Source organism: Cupriavidus sp. 05L411, assembly GCF_056398045.1.
Genome location: NZ_JBFTOQ010000087.1, coordinates 1 through 15,382 on the forward strand (window position 1 = coordinate 1; position 15,382 = coordinate 15,382).

Annotated in this window: 11 protein-coding genes and 1 pseudogene; 8 read left to right on the forward strand and 4 right to left on the reverse strand. The window is 64.3% G+C overall.

Annotated elements, in window-relative coordinates:
• Nucleotides 1–149 precede the first annotated feature (149 nt).
• A pseudogene (locus AC1DQR_RS39215) lies at nt 150–551 on the reverse strand (helix-turn-helix domain-containing protein); the annotation flags it as partial.
• 218 nt (nt 552–769) lie between these two features.
• Nucleotides 770–1,774 (reverse strand): tripartite tricarboxylate transporter substrate binding protein, encoded by a 1,005-nt coding sequence (locus AC1DQR_RS39220; RefSeq protein WP_477135036.1) that lies wholly within the window; start codon nt 1,772–1,774, stop codon nt 770–772.
• Between the two features lie 226 nt (nt 1,775–2,000).
• Between AC1DQR_RS39220 and AC1DQR_RS39225 the strand changes: the two genes are divergently transcribed.
• The 5 genes from AC1DQR_RS39225 to metC are packed head-to-tail and all read left to right on the forward strand — an operon-like array spanning nt 2,001 to nt 6,472.
• Nucleotides 2,001–2,849: a transporter substrate-binding domain-containing protein gene (locus tag AC1DQR_RS39225; protein WP_416052958.1), complete on the forward strand. Its 849-nt coding sequence runs from the start codon at nt 2,001–2,003 to the stop codon at nt 2,847–2,849.
• Nucleotides 2,849–3,595 (forward strand): amino acid ABC transporter permease, encoded by a 747-nt coding sequence (locus AC1DQR_RS39230; protein WP_416052957.1) that lies wholly within the window; start codon nt 2,849–2,851, stop codon nt 3,593–3,595. The genes AC1DQR_RS39225 and AC1DQR_RS39230 overlap by 1 nt, the downstream gene beginning before the upstream one ends.
• Entirely contained in the window at nt 3,582–4,385 is an 804-nt protein-coding gene (locus AC1DQR_RS39235; RefSeq protein WP_416052956.1) for an amino acid ABC transporter permease, read from the forward strand. The genes AC1DQR_RS39230 and AC1DQR_RS39235 overlap by 14 nt, the downstream gene beginning before the upstream one ends.
• The gene (locus AC1DQR_RS39240) at nt 4,372–5,229 is read left to right on the forward strand and encodes an amino acid ABC transporter ATP-binding protein (RefSeq protein WP_477135037.1); all 858 of its coding nucleotides are present in this window, start codon (nt 4,372–4,374) and stop codon (nt 5,227–5,229) included. Before AC1DQR_RS39235 ends, AC1DQR_RS39240 begins: the two co-directional genes overlap by 14 nt.
• 34 nt (nt 5,230–5,263) lie before the next feature.
• Nucleotides 5,264–6,472 carry a cystathionine beta-lyase gene (metC, locus tag AC1DQR_RS39245; protein WP_477135038.1) on the forward strand — a complete coding sequence of 403 codons (1,209 nt, stop codon included), beginning with the start codon at nt 5,264–5,266 and terminating at the stop codon, nt 6,470–6,472.
• Nucleotides 6,473–6,677: 205 nt separating this feature from the next.
• Here the strand turns inward: metC and AC1DQR_RS39250 are convergent, their stop codons facing one another.
• Entirely contained in the window at nt 6,678–8,096 is a 1,419-nt protein-coding gene (locus AC1DQR_RS39250; RefSeq protein WP_150991452.1) for an NCS2 family permease, read from the reverse strand.
• 523 nt (nt 8,097–8,619) lie between these two features.
• On the opposite strand from AC1DQR_RS39250, the gene AC1DQR_RS39255 reads away from it, so the two are divergent.
• Nucleotides 8,620–9,333, forward strand: a complete 714-nt coding sequence (locus AC1DQR_RS39255) for a hypothetical protein (protein ID WP_477135039.1) — start codon at nt 8,620–8,622, stop codon at nt 9,331–9,333.
• On the opposite strand, the gene AC1DQR_RS39260 is transcribed toward AC1DQR_RS39255, so the two are convergent.
• Nucleotides 9,324–10,430: a tetratricopeptide repeat protein gene (locus tag AC1DQR_RS39260; protein ID WP_477135040.1), complete on the reverse strand. Its 1,107-nt coding sequence runs from the start codon at nt 10,428–10,430 to the stop codon at nt 9,324–9,326. The two genes, AC1DQR_RS39255 and AC1DQR_RS39260, sit on opposite strands and share 10 nt — an antisense overlap.
• A gap of 236 nt (nt 10,431–10,666) precedes the next feature.
• Here AC1DQR_RS39260 and AC1DQR_RS39265 point away from each other — a divergent pair, with 236 nt between their 5' ends.
• Both AC1DQR_RS39265 and AC1DQR_RS39270 read left to right on the forward strand, forming a co-directional pair.
• Nucleotides 10,667–13,111 carry a type VI secretion system Vgr family protein gene (locus AC1DQR_RS39265; RefSeq protein ID WP_477135041.1) on the forward strand — a complete coding sequence of 815 codons (2,445 nt, stop codon included), beginning with the start codon at nt 10,667–10,669 and terminating at the stop codon, nt 13,109–13,111.
• 4 nt (nt 13,112–13,115) lie between these two features.
• Nucleotides 13,116–15,305: a hypothetical protein gene (locus AC1DQR_RS39270; RefSeq protein WP_477135042.1), complete on the forward strand. Its 2,190-nt coding sequence runs from the start codon at nt 13,116–13,118 to the stop codon at nt 15,303–15,305.
• Nucleotides 15,306–15,382 lie beyond the last annotated feature (77 nt).

Sequence of the window (15,382 nt, forward strand, 5' to 3'; positions counted from 1 at the left end):
TCGCTGGATGCGCCCCTCCGAAATGGGGCCGGGCAGTGGCTTCATAGGTGTCCGCCTAAATTAAGCGGACGCCTATGCAGCCCGCGAAGACACCAGAGCTTGCCTACACCGCCTCAATTGCGGAAGACGGTACTCGTCGGGCCGTTACGCCCTTCCTGCGCGGATTTGGCTTCCAGCGCCTTCAGGCGCTTGTTCATGGTCTCCAGATCGTGACGCAGCCAGATGCTGCGCACGCCCTGCGGCGACACGTGCAGGGCATGGCGCTTGAGGACCTCGTTGGCAATGCGGATCTGGCCATAGGCGGGCAATTCGAGTGCCAGGGCCACCACGGCAGTTTCGACYTCGGGATCGACGCGATTCTTGAGCAGTGGCCGGCGTCGCGAAATCTCCTGCAACGCGGCTTCGCCGCCTCGCTCGTACAAYTCTTTGAAGCGGTAGAAGCTATCGCGCGAATAACCCATGACGCGACAGGCCTGGCTCACGTTGCCCAGTTGCCGGGCCAGTTCCAGTATGCCGACCTTGGCACGGATGACTTTCTGWTCCTGAGTCATGGCGGACTCCTTGTGGATTCCGCCGCACACTGGCACTCCGGGCTACGCCCTTCGCACCAACGTGCGGCGGCATGGATAACCAACCACTGTCAGATTTAGTCTAGGCTATTACAGCTGAGGCGACAACTACCTTGACACACGCCGCAAGACAAGAAAGTAGGTCGCCGCCCCGCAGGGGTGGTGAAACTGCAGTTGCTTTTGACTCCTTTGCCTTTCACTCACCTCAACGACATCCCCGAAGCCAAAATCACCGAAGCATACCTAGGCAAATCCCGAGCCAAAGTAGCATCCAGCTCCTGCGCCGAAGACCCCACCACAACATACCCCGCATCCTCCAGCTGCCCCCGCGTAGCCGGCACATCAAGCACAGCCGCAACATCGCGGCTAATGCGATCCACCACATCAGCAGGCGTAGCCGCAGGCGCAAGCAGCCCCTGCCAGCTTTCCACCGCGAAACCCGCAGCACCTGCCTCCGCCATGGTCGGCACCTGTGGCAGCGCCTTCGAGCGGTAAGGCGTGGTCACCGCCAGCGCAGTCAGCCGGCCGGAGCGCACGTAATCGGTCACCGCCGCGAGCGTGATCAGCGTTGCGTCGATATGCCCGCCAAGCAGGTCGACCGTGGCGGGCGCGCCCCCGGCGTAGGGAATGTAGTTGACCTTGATGCCGGTCTGGCGCGATAGCATTTCATGGGCCACGTGGGCAATGCCGCCATTGCCCGGCAGGCCAAGCGTGACCTCGCCGGGCTTCTTGCGTGCCAGCGCGATGTAGTCCTGCAGGTTGCGCACGCCAAGATCCGGCCTGGCGACCAGGATCTGCGGATTCACCACCGCCTTGCTGACACCGCGAAACGCGCGGCTCGCATCGTACGGCAGTGTCTTGAACAGCGAGGCGTTCAGCGTCACGCCTTCGCCACCCAGCAGCAAGGTGTAGCCGTCCGGCCTGGCTCGCGCCACCTGCGCGGCACCCAGGGTGCCGCTGGCGCCCACCACGTTTTCCACCACCACGGGCTGGCCCCATTTCTCGCTGAGCTTGAGCGCCAGCGTACGCGCGAGCTTGTCGGCGCTGCCGCCGGGCGCCACCGGCACCACGATGCGCACGGGACGCGCGGGGAAGGCCTGCGGGGCCTGCGTGGCATCACTGTGAAAAGGTACGCCAGCGATGGCAGCCGCGGCGGCGGCGACGGGCAGGCAAAGAAAGGAGCGGAACAGGGTGCGACGTTGCATGACGGTAATGCCTGAGGCGAATCGAGCGCAAAGCTTAGAAAGCGTCGCCCCTGCGGCCAACGAATCTTTCCGCGCATGGATATGCGGCCGCGCTGTGCTGCCACGGGCAACGGAATGCGAATAACGATTGGCTCTTTTATTCGTTCCGTGCCCGGCGGCGCTTGCGTACAGTTTGTCGACTGCATTGCACCAACCACGACTTAGCCAACTAGAACTCGAACACACCATGACCCGCACTCTTTCGCTGCGCTCCCCGCGTCCTCTCGTCTTCGCTGCCGCCTTGCTGGCCGGCACTTTCTTTGCCGGCGCCGCGCAGGCCGACGCCACGCTCGACAAGATCCGCCAGCGCGGCAAGATCGTGGTCGGCATCATGCTGTCCGGCAGCGCCTTCGGCTCGATCGATCCCGCCACGCAGAAGCCCGTCGGCTTCAATGCGGACCTCGCGCAGGACCTGGCCAGGCAGCTCAATGTGGAGCTGGAAACGGTGCAGGTGCAGCCGTCCAATCGCGTGCAGTTCCTGCAGCAGGGCAAGGTCGACGTGCTGATCGCGGCGATGGAATACAACGCCGAGCGCGGTGAGCAGCTGGGCCACGTGCCTACGCCTTACTATCGCGTGGGCGGCGCGGTGATCGTGCCCAAGCAAAGCGATATCCGCCGCTGGGAAGACTTGAAGGGCAAGACGGTGTGCATCTCGCAGGGCAGCAGCTATACGCGCCCGGTGCAGGTGGAATACGGCGCCATCCCGAAGGGCTTCAAGGGCTCGGCGGAATCGCTGCTGGCGCTGCGCGGTGACAACTGCGCCGGCGCCGTACACGACAACACGCTACTGCAGCCGCTGGTGCGGGGCAACCCGGAATGGCAGAACTACCGCATCGTGCTGCCTGAACTCAATCCCGCGCCGACCGTGATCTGGACCCGCAAGGGCGAGCAGGACACCATTTCTGCGGTGGACCGCATCGTGCAGAACTGGCATCGCAGCGGTTGGCTGGTTGCCACCGAGAAGAAGGCCGGCATCCTGCCGCCGTCGCCGGCGCTGACCGAGCTGCATGACAAGTTCAAGGGCGGCCGTTCCTGATGGAAGCAGCGATTGCCTGGTGGATCGATGCGGCGCACCGCATCGGCCTGAACTACGCGTTCCTCGCCGATGCCTATGACCGCGCCTCCTTCGTGCATGGCGCCTGGGTAACCATCCAGCTGGTGCTTTGCACCCTGGCCGGCAGCCTGGCCGCCGGCGTGGGAATGGCGGCGGCGCTGACCTCGCGCAACGCGCTGCTGGCCGGTGCCACGCGCGCGTTTGTGGAAGTCACCCGCAATACGCCAACCCTGGTACAGCTCTACTGCGCCTTCCTGGTTCTCAACATGCTGATCACCCATGCTTTGCAGGACGCGCAGCGGACCAATCCGCTTACGCCGTTCCTGTGGGTGGTGGTGGTGCTGTCGCTGCACAAGGGCGTGTTTCATGCCGAAGCCTTGCGCGCTGGCATCGAGGCGGTGCCCAAGGTCACGCTGGAAGCGGCGGCGTCGCTAGGCTTTGATCGCCGCACTTTGCTCTGGCGCGTGCAGTTGCCGCTGGCGGTGCGCTTTGCCCTGCCTGCCCTGGTCAACAATTCCGTGGAGCTGGTCAAGGCCACGGCGGTGGCGTCCGCGATTGCGGTGGGCGATATCACCTACGCCTCCATCATGATCTGGACCCAGCGCGACAACGTGCTGGAACTGATGGTGCTGTTGCTGTTGTTCTTCGGCCTGCTGACCTGGGTGGTCGGCCAGGCGGGCAACTGGCTGGAACTTCGACTAAGGATGCCCGGCTATGGCGAGCGCTGATTCCACTTTTCTCGCCGCGCCCGCAACGTCGCGCGCCGGTCGCTATGCGGGGTTGCTGTGGCTCCTGCCGCTGGTGGCGGTGGCGCTCGCGGCGACCCGCCATCCGGACCTGGCTCGCGCGCTGGCCAGCGCCTGGCAATGGTCGCCGGCGCTGGTGCGCGGCTTCCTGGTCAATATCGGCGTGAGCCTGCTGGCGATCTTGCTGGGCACAGCCGGTGGGCTGCTGGTCGGCGCGTTGCGCTTGTCGCCGGTGGCGCTGCTGTCGCGCCCGGCGCATCTGTACGTGCAGGTGTTCCGCAATGCGCCCTGGCTGGTGCTGATCTACTTCTCCACCTACGTCTTCCCGTTCGAGGTGAATATCGGCAGCCATATCGTGCCGTTCCCCGACTGGTTCAAGGTGGTGGTGGGGCTGGCGCTGCCGGCCAGCGCCAATGTGGCCGAGGTGCTGCGCGGCGCGGTGCAGTCGATCCCGCTCACGCAGTGGGAGGCGGCCAGCTCGATGGCGTTCTCGCGCTGGCAGATCCTGCGGCTGATCATCGTTGCGCAATGCGTGCGCCGCATGCTGCCGCCGTGGATGAACCTGTACGCCACGCTCACCATGGGCACCGCGCTGGCCTCGCTGGTGGGCGTGCACGATCTGCTCGATACCGCGCAGATCGCCAGCAATACCGTCAACCAGACCGCCTTTACCGTATTGATCTATTTCACCGTGCTGGCGATGTTCTTTGCCTGGTGCTACCCGATTTCGCGCTTCACCCGTTTCCTGGAACAAAAATATGCTGTTGCCTGAACATAACGGCGGACCCGTGTTGTCCGTGGTCCCCGAGGCTGCCGCGCCGCTGGTTGCGCTCAAGKACGTGCACCTTGCCTTTGGCGGCAACCCGGTGCTCAAGGGCATCGACCTGGAAGTGCGGCGCGGGCAGGCGGTGTCCATCATCGGCCCGTCCGGCTCGGGCAAGTCCACCATCCTGCGTTGCCTTACCGGCCTGCTGGAGCCACAGCAGGGCACGGTGACGGTCGGCGGCGTTGCAGTGCGCGAGCTGCGCAGCGAGGCCGAGCGCATTGCGCTGCGCAAGCGTGTGGGCTTTGTCTTCCAGCAGTACAACCTGTTTCCGCACCTGACCGTGCTGCAGAACCTCACCATCGCGCCGTTGCGCGTGCTGGGGCGCGGCCGCGCCCAGGCGGAGGCCACGGCCATCGCGTTGCTGCGCAAGGTGCGCCTGGCCGACAAGGCCGGCGCGTATCCGGGCGAACTCTCTGGCGGCCAGCAGCAGCGCGTCGCGATTGCCCGCGCGCTGGCGATGGAGCCCGAGCTGATCCTGTTCGACGAGGTGACCTCCGCGCTGGACCCGGAGACGGTGGGCGAGGTGCTGACCGTGATCGGCGACCTGGTCGAGGAGGGGCTGACCTGCCTGCTGGTGACACATGAGATGCGCTTTGCCGAAGAAATCAGCGACGAGGTCTACTTCACCGAAGGCGGGCGCATTGTCGAGCATGGCCCGGCCAGCCGCATTTTCAGCGCGCCGCGCAGCGAGCGCACGCGCGCCTTTCTCAACCGCTCGCTTGGCGCGGCCCCGCGCGCGCAGGCCGATCCCTTTGTCTTCTCCTTCGACAAGCTGCGCTTCGCCGTCTGAGCGCGGCGCAAGCCACCATCCCAATCCAGGAACCATGAGCCATCATCGCGATACCCAACTGATCCACGCCGGCACGCCGCCCTTTGTCCAAGGCCACGGCCCGGTCAATGTGCCGGTGGTGCGCACCAGCACCGTGCGCTTCGAGAACTCGGACGCCTATGACGATATCCGGGCCCGCCATGCGCGCGGCGAGCGTGTCAGCTCCTATGGCCGGCAGGGCATGGATACGCACCGCGCGCTGGAAGACGCGATTGCCGGACTCGAAGGCGGCAACCGCACCTTCCTGGCGCCCTCGGGGCTGGCGGCGATCTCGCTGACCTTCCTGGCGCTGCTGTCGCCGGGTGACCATGCGCTGGTGGTGGACAGCGTCTACGCGCCGGTACGCAGGCTGGAGCAAACGCTGCTGCGCCGCCTGGGCATCGAGGTCAGCTACTTCTCTCCCAGCCAGGACGATCTGGACGCGCTGATCCGCCCCAACACGCGGTTGCTCTACCTGGAGTCGCCCAGTTCTCTGTTGTACGAGGTGCTGGACCTGCCGCGCCTTGCGCAGATCGCGCACCGCCATGGCGTGGTGGTGGCCACCGACAATACGTGGGCTTCCGGCCATGCGCTGCAGCCGCTGGCGCTCGGCGTGGATGTATCGATCCTGGCATCGACCAAGTACATCAGCGGCCATTCCGACCTGATGCAGGGCGCGGTGGTGGTCAAGGACGAGGGGCTGGCGCGCCGCATTGCCGATGCCTACGATGGCTTTGGCCTGGCGATCAGCGCGGACGATGCCTACCTGGCGCTGCGCGGCATCCGCACGCTGGCGGTGCGGCTGGCCCAGCACCAGCGCAACGCGTTGGCGGTGGCACAGTTCCTGGAAGCGCACGAGGCGGTAGGGCGGGTGTTCTATCCGGCCTTGCCCTCGGACCCCGGCCACGTGCTGTGGCTGCGGGATTTCTCAGGCGCCAACGGGCTGGTCTCGTTCTCGCTGCCCACCGCCGATGTGGCGGCGGCGCGCAAGCTGGTGGATTCGCTGAGCCTGTTCGGGCTGGGGGCTTCGTGGGGCGGCTATGAAAGCCTGGTGCAAGTGACAGCGCCGGAGCGCCTGGCGGAACACTCGTACTGGCGTGGCGCCGAGCCGGTGATCCGCCTGCATATCGGCCTGGAAGCACCGGAGGATCTGATCGCCGACCTGGCGCAGGGGCTGGCAGCCACGGTGCAGGCATCGGTGCCGCAACGGCGCGCGGCGGCCTGAGTCTGCGCGATTTGCGGCCATTCGCGAGACGGCAAGGCCGCTAAAAAAAGAAGCGGGACGGGAATTTGCCCGCTTCGCAAAAAAGCCAGTGTCATCGTTGCGCTGGCTTTCAGTACCCGCTTGCGTGGCAACACCGCATGGTCCGTCGGACCGCGCGGTGTTGCCTCTCGATACCGGCCGCTGGCAGTGCCACGGCCGTCAAGGCTCAGATTGCCCAGCCGCCGCCGTAGAACACGGCCAGCGCCAGCGCGATGCCCACGGTGCCCACATTCAGCTTGCGGTATTCACCGGCCACGATGCGGCCGATCACCAGGGTGCAGAAGCCCAGCATGATGCCCGTGACGATATTGCAGGTCAGTACGATAAAGACCGCGCAGACCAGGCCGGCCATGGCGTCGACCATATCGTCCATATGCAGCTTGCTGACGCTGCTGAGCATCAACAGGCCCACATACATCAGGGCAGGTGCCGTCGCGTACGAAGGCACCAGCCCGGCCAGCGGCGAGAAGAAGATCACTGCCAGGAAGAGCAGGCCGACTACCACCGCGGCCAGGCCGGTCTTTGCGCCGGCGGCCACGCCAACGCTCGATTCGATGTAGGCCGCAGCGGGCGCGCCACCGAAGAAGGCCGAGAAGATCGAGCTGAGCGAGTCCGTGGTCAGCGCACGGCCGCCGTTGGGGATCTGGCCCTTCGCATCGAGCTGGCCGGCCTGGCCCGCGACGGCGCGGATGGTGCCGGTGGCGTCGAACACGGCCGTCATCACCAGTGCCAGCACGCTTGGCAGCACCGTCAGCGACAGCGCGCCCTTGATGTCCATCGCACCGATCAGCGAGGCATGGCCCGGCGCGCTCAGCGCGGGTAGCGCGAACACGCCAGTGAACTTGACGGCGGGATCAAAGGCAAGGCCCAGCGCGGAGATGGCGACGATCACCAGCAAGATGCCGCCCGGCACCCGGCGCCGTTCCAGCCCGAAGATGGCGGCCAGGCCGAGGATCGACATGACGACCGGGAAGGCGGTGATCTTGCCCAGTGTGACCGGCAGGCCGGCGCCAGGGTTCTTGATCACCAGCCCCACGTCGTTGGATGCGATCAGCAGCAGGAACAAGCCAATGCCGATGCCCGTGCCGTGCGCCACGCCGGCCGGCAGGTTGCGCAGGATCCAGGAGCGCACGCCGGTCACGGAAATGGCGGTGAAGACCACGCCCATCAGGAAGATCGCGCCAAGCGCAACGGCCGGGGAGAGCCCCTGCCCGAGCACCAGCCCGAAGGCGGTGAAAGCGGTCAGCGAGATCGCGCAGCCGATGGCGATGGGCAGCTTGGCCCACACGCCCATCAACAAGGAGCCGAACGCCGCGGTCAGGCAGGTGGCGACGAACACGGCGCTGCCATCGAAGCCGGCCTTTCCGAGCATGCCCGGCACGACGAACACGGAGTAGACCATGGCCATGAAGGTGGTGGCGCCGGCCAATGCCTCGCGGCGCCCGGTGCTGCCGCGCTCGCTGATCTGGAAGTAGCGGTCGAGGAAGCCCTTGGCCTCCACGGATGCGATGGCGTCGATGGCCTTGGCCTCGATCGCGTCGGTGCCGGGGGCGGTGGCACGGCCGGGGAACGGCTGTTCAAGCATGGCGGAGTGTCTCCTTTGTGGTGCGCTGGGGCGGCGGCTACGTCGCTCATCCCCAGGCTGTCTCGCTTTTTCGTTGTCGTTGCCGAGGCGTCATGCAGGCCGCTGCGCACAAGGTCTGTGTCGCATTCGGCACTGCATGCGGCCCGGTACGCCGCTGTCGGCCGCTTGCTCGCCACTCCGTGCTGGCGCTGCCGGTCCGACATGGCGCAAGACTAAGGGAGGGGCAGCATTCGTTCATAACGGCCGGAACATGGCTGACATTGGGAATTGAATATGAGTGGCCGGTTGCGCTCGCGGCTGGCGGGGCGTTCGGAAAAGCGCGGATTGTGGCTGGACGCGGGCAGGAAGGCAACTACCAAAGCGGCGATTGTGCGAATGCCGCCCAAATTGTCATGACTGCCTGGACATTGGGTAAGGGGTGCGGCGGCGGGCGCGGCAGCTAGACGCATTCGCCACTTCGCCCCTACACTGCATGGCCACTCCGGCCCATCGAGCGCCTCCACCTAGCCAAGCCATGCACGCCATGCAAGTGACCTTCCGTTGCGATCCGCTGCTGCAGGACAACCTCCCGCGCCCGCAGCCTGCCCAGCAGGCGCTGCCGGAGTGGGTGCGGGCGATGCGTCCCAAGGCGTTCTMGCCCCTGCACGGCCGCGACATCCGCACCATCAAGCAATGCCCGCCGTTCATCGATGCCATGACCCATGGCTTTGTGATTCTGCTGCCATGCGATGTGCGCGTGGAGCGGGGTGTGTTCTCGTGGGATTGGGACTTGCCTGAGCCGGGCATCGACGGCCATCCGCGCGCGCCGCTGAGCTTTCACGTGCCGGAGCAACTGGGCGGCACGCCACTGCACTCGGATGCCGTCGCCCTGAAATTCAATAGTTTCTGGACCATCGAGCTGCCGCCCGGGTGGTCGCTGCTGGCGATGCATCCGGCCAACCGCTGGGATCTGCCGTTCCGCACGCTGAGCGGCCTGGTCGATGCGGACCGCTTCCATGACGTGGGCATCAATTTCCCGGCGCTATGGACCGATGCGGAGTTCGACGGTGTCCTGCCCAAAGGCACGCCTGTCGCGCAGTGCTGCCCGGTGCCGCGAGCGGAGCTTGAGCTGTCCTTCGGCACGATCGACACAGAGGGCGCCGGGCGCTACGAGAAGCTGGCGGCGGAGGTACTGACCACGCCCGGCGTCTACCGCAAGCGCTTTCGCGCGCCGCGCGAGCGGGGCGGTCAGTCCTGAGTGCTGCCCGGGTTGCCCGGGTAGCCGAGGCTGGCCAGCAAGGCACGCAAGGCGCCGAGGTTGGCCCATAGCCGGCCGTGCGGTCCCGAGCACAGCGCCTGCGCGATGCGGCCGAAGGTCTCCGGCGCAACGCGGTAGGCGTGGCCATAGGCGGCCAGGGCCGCATCCGGCTGGCCGTCTTCCTGCAGCACGATGCCAAGGTTGACCGCCGCTGGCGCAGCGTCCGGCTGGCAGGCCAGGGCGCTGCGCAAGGCGGCCTGCGCACCGCGCAGGTCACGCCGGTCCTGCCGCACCAGCCCAAGCTGGATCCAGCCGTCGTAGTCCTGCGGATGCGCGCCGACGAGGGCTTCCAGCGTGGCTTGCGCGGCGGCCAGCTCGCCGAGTTCCTGCTGCGCGATGGCCAGGTTCAGGCGCGCCTCCCGGCTGCGCGGCTCCAGCGCCACGGCACTGGCAAAGGCGCCGGCTGCCTCGGCCTTGCGCCCGAGCGCATGCAGCACTTTGCCCCGCTGGAAATGCGCGCGCGCGATATTGCCGTCCAGCGCCAGGGCGCGGTCTAGCGCCGCCAGCGCGGCTTGCAGCTCGCCGCCTTTGCGCATTGCCTCCGCCAGTTCAATCCACGCCGGCGCAAAACCCGGCGCCCGCTGGATCAGCAGGCCCAGTTCCGCCACGGCGTCCGCCGCTCCGCTCTGCAACCGGGCGAGGCAGGCGAGATAGCTCGGCTCCAGGGCATTGCCGCTGAGTGCGCAGGCGCGCAGCAAGGGCGGCAGCGCCTCTGCCGGCGCGCCATCGGCCAGCGCCGCCCGGCCGGCGATCAGCAGCGAGGGCAGGTGATCCGGCCGCAGCGAGAGTCCCTGCGCGATATGCCGCCGCGCCAGCGTGGCCTCGCCACGCTGCAAGGCAATCTGCGCGCTCAGCTGGCACACGGCGGGATGCGCCGGGTAGCGGCCGATGAGCGCGGCCGCATAGCTGGCAGCGGCATCGATGTTGCCCTGGTTCAGATACGTGATGGCCGCCGTCAGCCCGGCCTCCAGCTCAATGGTCAACTCAACTGCCAGCGCGGCTTCGGGCGCGATCGGGTCCGTACTCGGCTTGGTCATGGCAAGCGGCGTGGTTGCGGTGGCGCAAGCTTAACCGGTCTTGCCGGCACGCGGCGTGCTTACGCCTGCTTCATTCGCCGCTAGCCAGCGCCATCCAGCGCTAGTCAATGTCGGCATGCAAGTCAAATGCCATCGATATTTCTTAAAGAATGGGCAGAAAATTCTTAAAAAACAGGAAATCAAGTCTTAAAGAATGAAAAATCAACTCAAGTTAGGACTTGTCCGATAGACACCCCTTGAATGAGTGCGCTAGCCTGTTTCGCGAAACGGCACTGGCATATGTGCCCGTGCCGATCAACGAGAAACCGGACTTCACCGCCGCCATGCGAACCCTCAATGATGTTCTGCAGCATCCAAGTGCAAGGCTGACCCAGCATCTCGGTCTCGCGATTGCTACGCTCGCTTCACCGCTGGATGTTCTGGAATTCCGTATCGAGGAAGGGTTCAACGAAGCCTACGTGGCTGACATTACCGTCACGTCGATCGACAAGACGATCGACGGCGCAGCCTGCGTGGGGCGCTGGTCGACCTTCACGATCGACGAGCGCGCCGCGATCCCATCGTTGCCGGGCCTGGCCGACCCGGTCATCAATCCCGCACGCACGGTCAATGGCGTGGTGACGCAATGGGAGCGTGTCAGCACGAGCCGTGACGAGGCAACCTACAGGCTGCGCATCGAGCCACGTGTTGCGCTGTTCAGGCAGGTGTACGACTCGGGAATTTTCCTGGAAAAGACAGTGAAGGACATGATCGCCGAGTCGATCATCGACCGCCACCTGATCGAGTCATTCGACGTCGAGTTCAAGCTGGAAGGCGTCGAAGAGCGCTTCAAGCAGGCGCTCATGTACGAGGAAACCGTCTGGGATTTTGTGGCGCGCCATTGCCGGCGCGCCGGCATCTTCTTCTACTTCAAGCAGGGCCGAAAGGCAGACGGGCCACAGCGCGACACGATCGTGTTCGGCAACTCGCCGCGCGGCTACGTGCGCGCGCTTGAGGTGCCGCTGATGCCGGTTTCGGGCCTCTCTGGCAACTGGCATGAGGCGGTGCTGTCGATCAGCTCGGTCCGCAAACTGGTGCCGGCCATGGTCGAGTTGCGGGAGCACAACTACCGTACGCCAGCCGATCCGCTGAAGGCCGAGTCGTACGTCGCACGCGACGACCCCTCCGTGTACGGCAGCGTGAACCGCAGCACCGAGCACCATCACACGGCAGAAGTCGGGCAGATGCTGGCCGACGCCAGACGCGACGAACTGATCGCCCGGCAGACCACGTTCAAGGGCACGAGCAACGTGATCGGCATGATGCCTGGCATGGTGGTGCGCCTGACCAACCACAAGATGCCCGAGGCCGAACACGGCGTCGTGATCACCAAGCTTGTCACGACAGGCAGTCGCAGCCAGCCGGTCATCAACACGTTCGAGGCGACGCCCTCGCATCTGACGTATCGCCCCGAGTACATCCCCGAGCGGGACTGGCGCTGGATCAGCGGCACGCTGACCGCCACCGTCGAGTCGGGCGACGACGGCCCTTACGCGTGGCTGGACGAAGCCGGCCGCTACCGGGTATTGCCCCATTTCCAGCGCCGCACGGGCAAGCGGGGCGTGAACACCATGCCGCTGCGTCTCCTGCGCCCCAGTGCCTCGTACCAGGGGGGCTTCCATTCGCCGCTGCTGCCCGGCACGGAGGTCCGGCTCGAAGGCACCAACGGGGACGTGGACCGCATGTATATCGCCGGGGCGTTGCATGACTATGCGCACCCGGACCTTGTGCATGGCAGCGCTGGCTGGCATAGCCGCGCGATATGGCGCTCGCCGCTCCAAGGCGCAAAGATCCGCTTCGAGGATCTGAAGGGCCGCGAAGGCGCGAAGGTCGCGACGGTCCATATGAAGTCGTCGGTCAGCCTCGGCTATCTGGTCGACAGCCAGAAACAGAAGCGCGGCGAGGGTTTCGAGATCGGCACGCAGGGCTGGGGCACCGTGCACGGGGCGAAGGGCCTGATGCTGTCAGCCGACGGCTTGTCGAGCCCGAATGCCCCGCAGCTTGAGATGCAGGCGGCGCTCCAGGAGCTTCAGTTGGCGCTGAGCCGCGTGACCGCGCTGGTCGACACCACCACGCAGGCGAAGGCCGTGCCCGCCGACAAGGCGACCCAGGCGAGCCTGAAAGACGCGCTGGACCAGCTCAAGAGCGCAGGGCTGATCGCCAGCGCACCAGGCGGCATCGCGCTGGTRACGCCACAGTCAATCCAGCAGGCCGCCAGCGCAAACGTGATGGTGAGCGCCGGCCGGCACGTTGACGTAAGCGCGGTAAAGCGCTTCACGCTGGCTGCTGGCGACCTGATCTCGCTGTGCGCGCACAAGCTCGGGCTAAAGATCTTCGCGGCGAAGGGCAAGGTCGAGATTCAGGCACAGAGCGACGCGATGGACTTGTTTGCCGACAAGCAACTGCGGGTGGCAAGCGCTAGCGCCGACGTGTTGGTTACAGGGCGCACGAAGACTGTCATGGCGAGCGGCGGCGCCGCCCTTACGATCGAGAACGGCAATGTCGTGTTCCACTGTCCGGGCGATTTCAAGATCAAGGCCGCCTCCTTTACCTTCGAGGGGCCGACGAATTTTGAAAACGCGCTGCCCCATTTGCCGCAAAGCGAATTGAAGGTTTCCAACACCTACAACATGTCGCGCTAAGACGATGATTATCAGCCCTCCCTTTCTTCCCGTTGCCGGCACCACGTCAAACAACCCCGAACTAACCGACCCGATGATGAGCGTGGTGGATACCTTCGAGCTCGCTCACGGTGTCTATCCGATCGCCTTCGACCGCCGCTGGCACACTGGCGTGCATCTATATCCCGATACCGGGAACGAAAAAGTACGGGCGATTGCCGATGGCGAAGTCGTGGCATATCGGGTGTGCCAGCACGCAACCGATGGCGGCAAGGGCGCGCTCGATAGCAACGCGGGCTTCGTCCTGCTCAAGCATACGACGGAGACGGGTGACGGTCGCACGCTGACGTTTTACTCCCTATACATGCATTTGCTGGAATTGAGCGGATACAACGATGTTGGCGTAAACGCGAGCGTGTTGCCGGAGTTTCTGCGCATGCCATCGCCCGGCGGGAGCCAGACTCCGCCCGTGGCGCCGCCGGCGCAAGCGGGCGGTGGCAAAAAGGTATACCGGAAAGACGTGCTCGGGTTGCCGGGACGTTGTCACGGGCAGCGGCATATCCACTTCGAGATCTTTATGCTGCCCGATGACTTCAATCGTTACTTCGCTGCGACGCAACTCGGGAACAGGCAACCGCAAACGCCCACGGGACCGGACTACTGGGGGCATAGCCACTACATTGTTCCGGCGCACCAACCGTTCTGGACGCAGCCGCCGGGAACGGTCAACGGCAAATTGCAGGGCGTTGCTTTCGGCGCGTTGCAAGGCGGTCAAAACGAGCGGCCTTTGCACATCGAATCGTATTTTCACCGGGGTAACAAGTACACGAGCGTGTGGAGTATCGCCGAAGACGGTTCGCGAACCCAGCTCCTGAAGGACAAGAAAGAGCCTGAGTACGAATACAACCTCTACAACCGGGCAACGAAACTCTATCCGGCGTGCCCGAGCGATGGGTATGAATTGCTGCGCTTCGGCCGGATCCTGTCAGCTTCGCCGACGCTCCCGGCCGGCACGGCAAGAACAACGTGGATACGGGCAGCGTTCGCTGTGGGTAAAGAGGGCTATATCGATCTCAACAACGACGCGATCGTGAAGCTGTCGGATGCGGATTTTCCATTCCTCGCGAACTGGCAGAAGATCGACGAAGGCAGTAGCCCGTTTGCAGGTGACGGGCTCTGTGACATTGATCGATTGCAAGCCATTCTAGGCGCGGCGAAGGAGAATCAGACGCAGCAGGAGCAAGGCGAGCGCGAGGCGTATCAAAAGGAAGAAGCGCTCGCCCGGTACGTCAGGAACACGGCAGGCGTGCGTGATCTGCTCAAGGGGTTTGTGTGTCAGGCGCCGAGCGAGTGGGACGGAACAAATAATGAAGCGCGATACGGAAAGCTGCTCAGCCAGCAGGGTGAGTTTTATTACGGCGATAGCGCTGGGTACGCGAAATATATGGCCCTGTTGAAGCAGTTCCAGTTTTGGGATGCGGCAAATCTGCAATCCGGTGCGAAAATTTGGTTTCTTCACCCGCTCCAGTTCATTCGGTATTTTAGACGGTGCGCCTGGTTGAGCTTGCGGGAACAGATTCAATTGTTGCCTCGAAGATCGATGCCGGATGCCGGCGGGCAAATATCGTGGAATCTAAGCGAATGGCGATTTGTCGACGGCGCCAATAGCGAAGCGGAAAGTATGCCGCGAGGTATTGGCTTGGCACTCAATCAAATGTTCAGAAAATATGGGTTCGATAGCAGCTTGCGCAAGGCCCACTTTCTCGGTCAAATCTTCAAAGAAACAGGAGCTTTACGTTTCACGATCGAGAATGGCGACGCTATCTATTTCACGAAAATGTATGAACGCTACACGTCCGCAGATGCCGCTTATGACTTCGACCATAAACATAGTTGGCTGGCCAATCTTGGATTTCTTAAAAATCGCGATCGTCCAACATATATCTCACAACGCCCAGGCGAGATTAACCATAAGGCCGTATCCAATGGAAACGTGCAACCTGGTGATGGCCCACGCTTCTGTGGGCGCGGCCTAATTCACCTTACCTGGCGTAACGGCTACCGGGATTATGGGGTTTTTCGTGCAAAGGACTTTACTACTGATCCTAACCCGAATCTTCTTAAATCCGATGTGGACGTGGTGGGGCGTTGTTGCATAAATCCGGCTGTGCTAGCTGACGTTTACGCGCAACAGCCAGGGTGGCACGTCTGTTAACTTTCCGGGGACTTGCGTAGATTCTCGACTTTTTCCCGAGAAGATGCGCAAGGACGAACACGAGCGAAGCGAGCCGA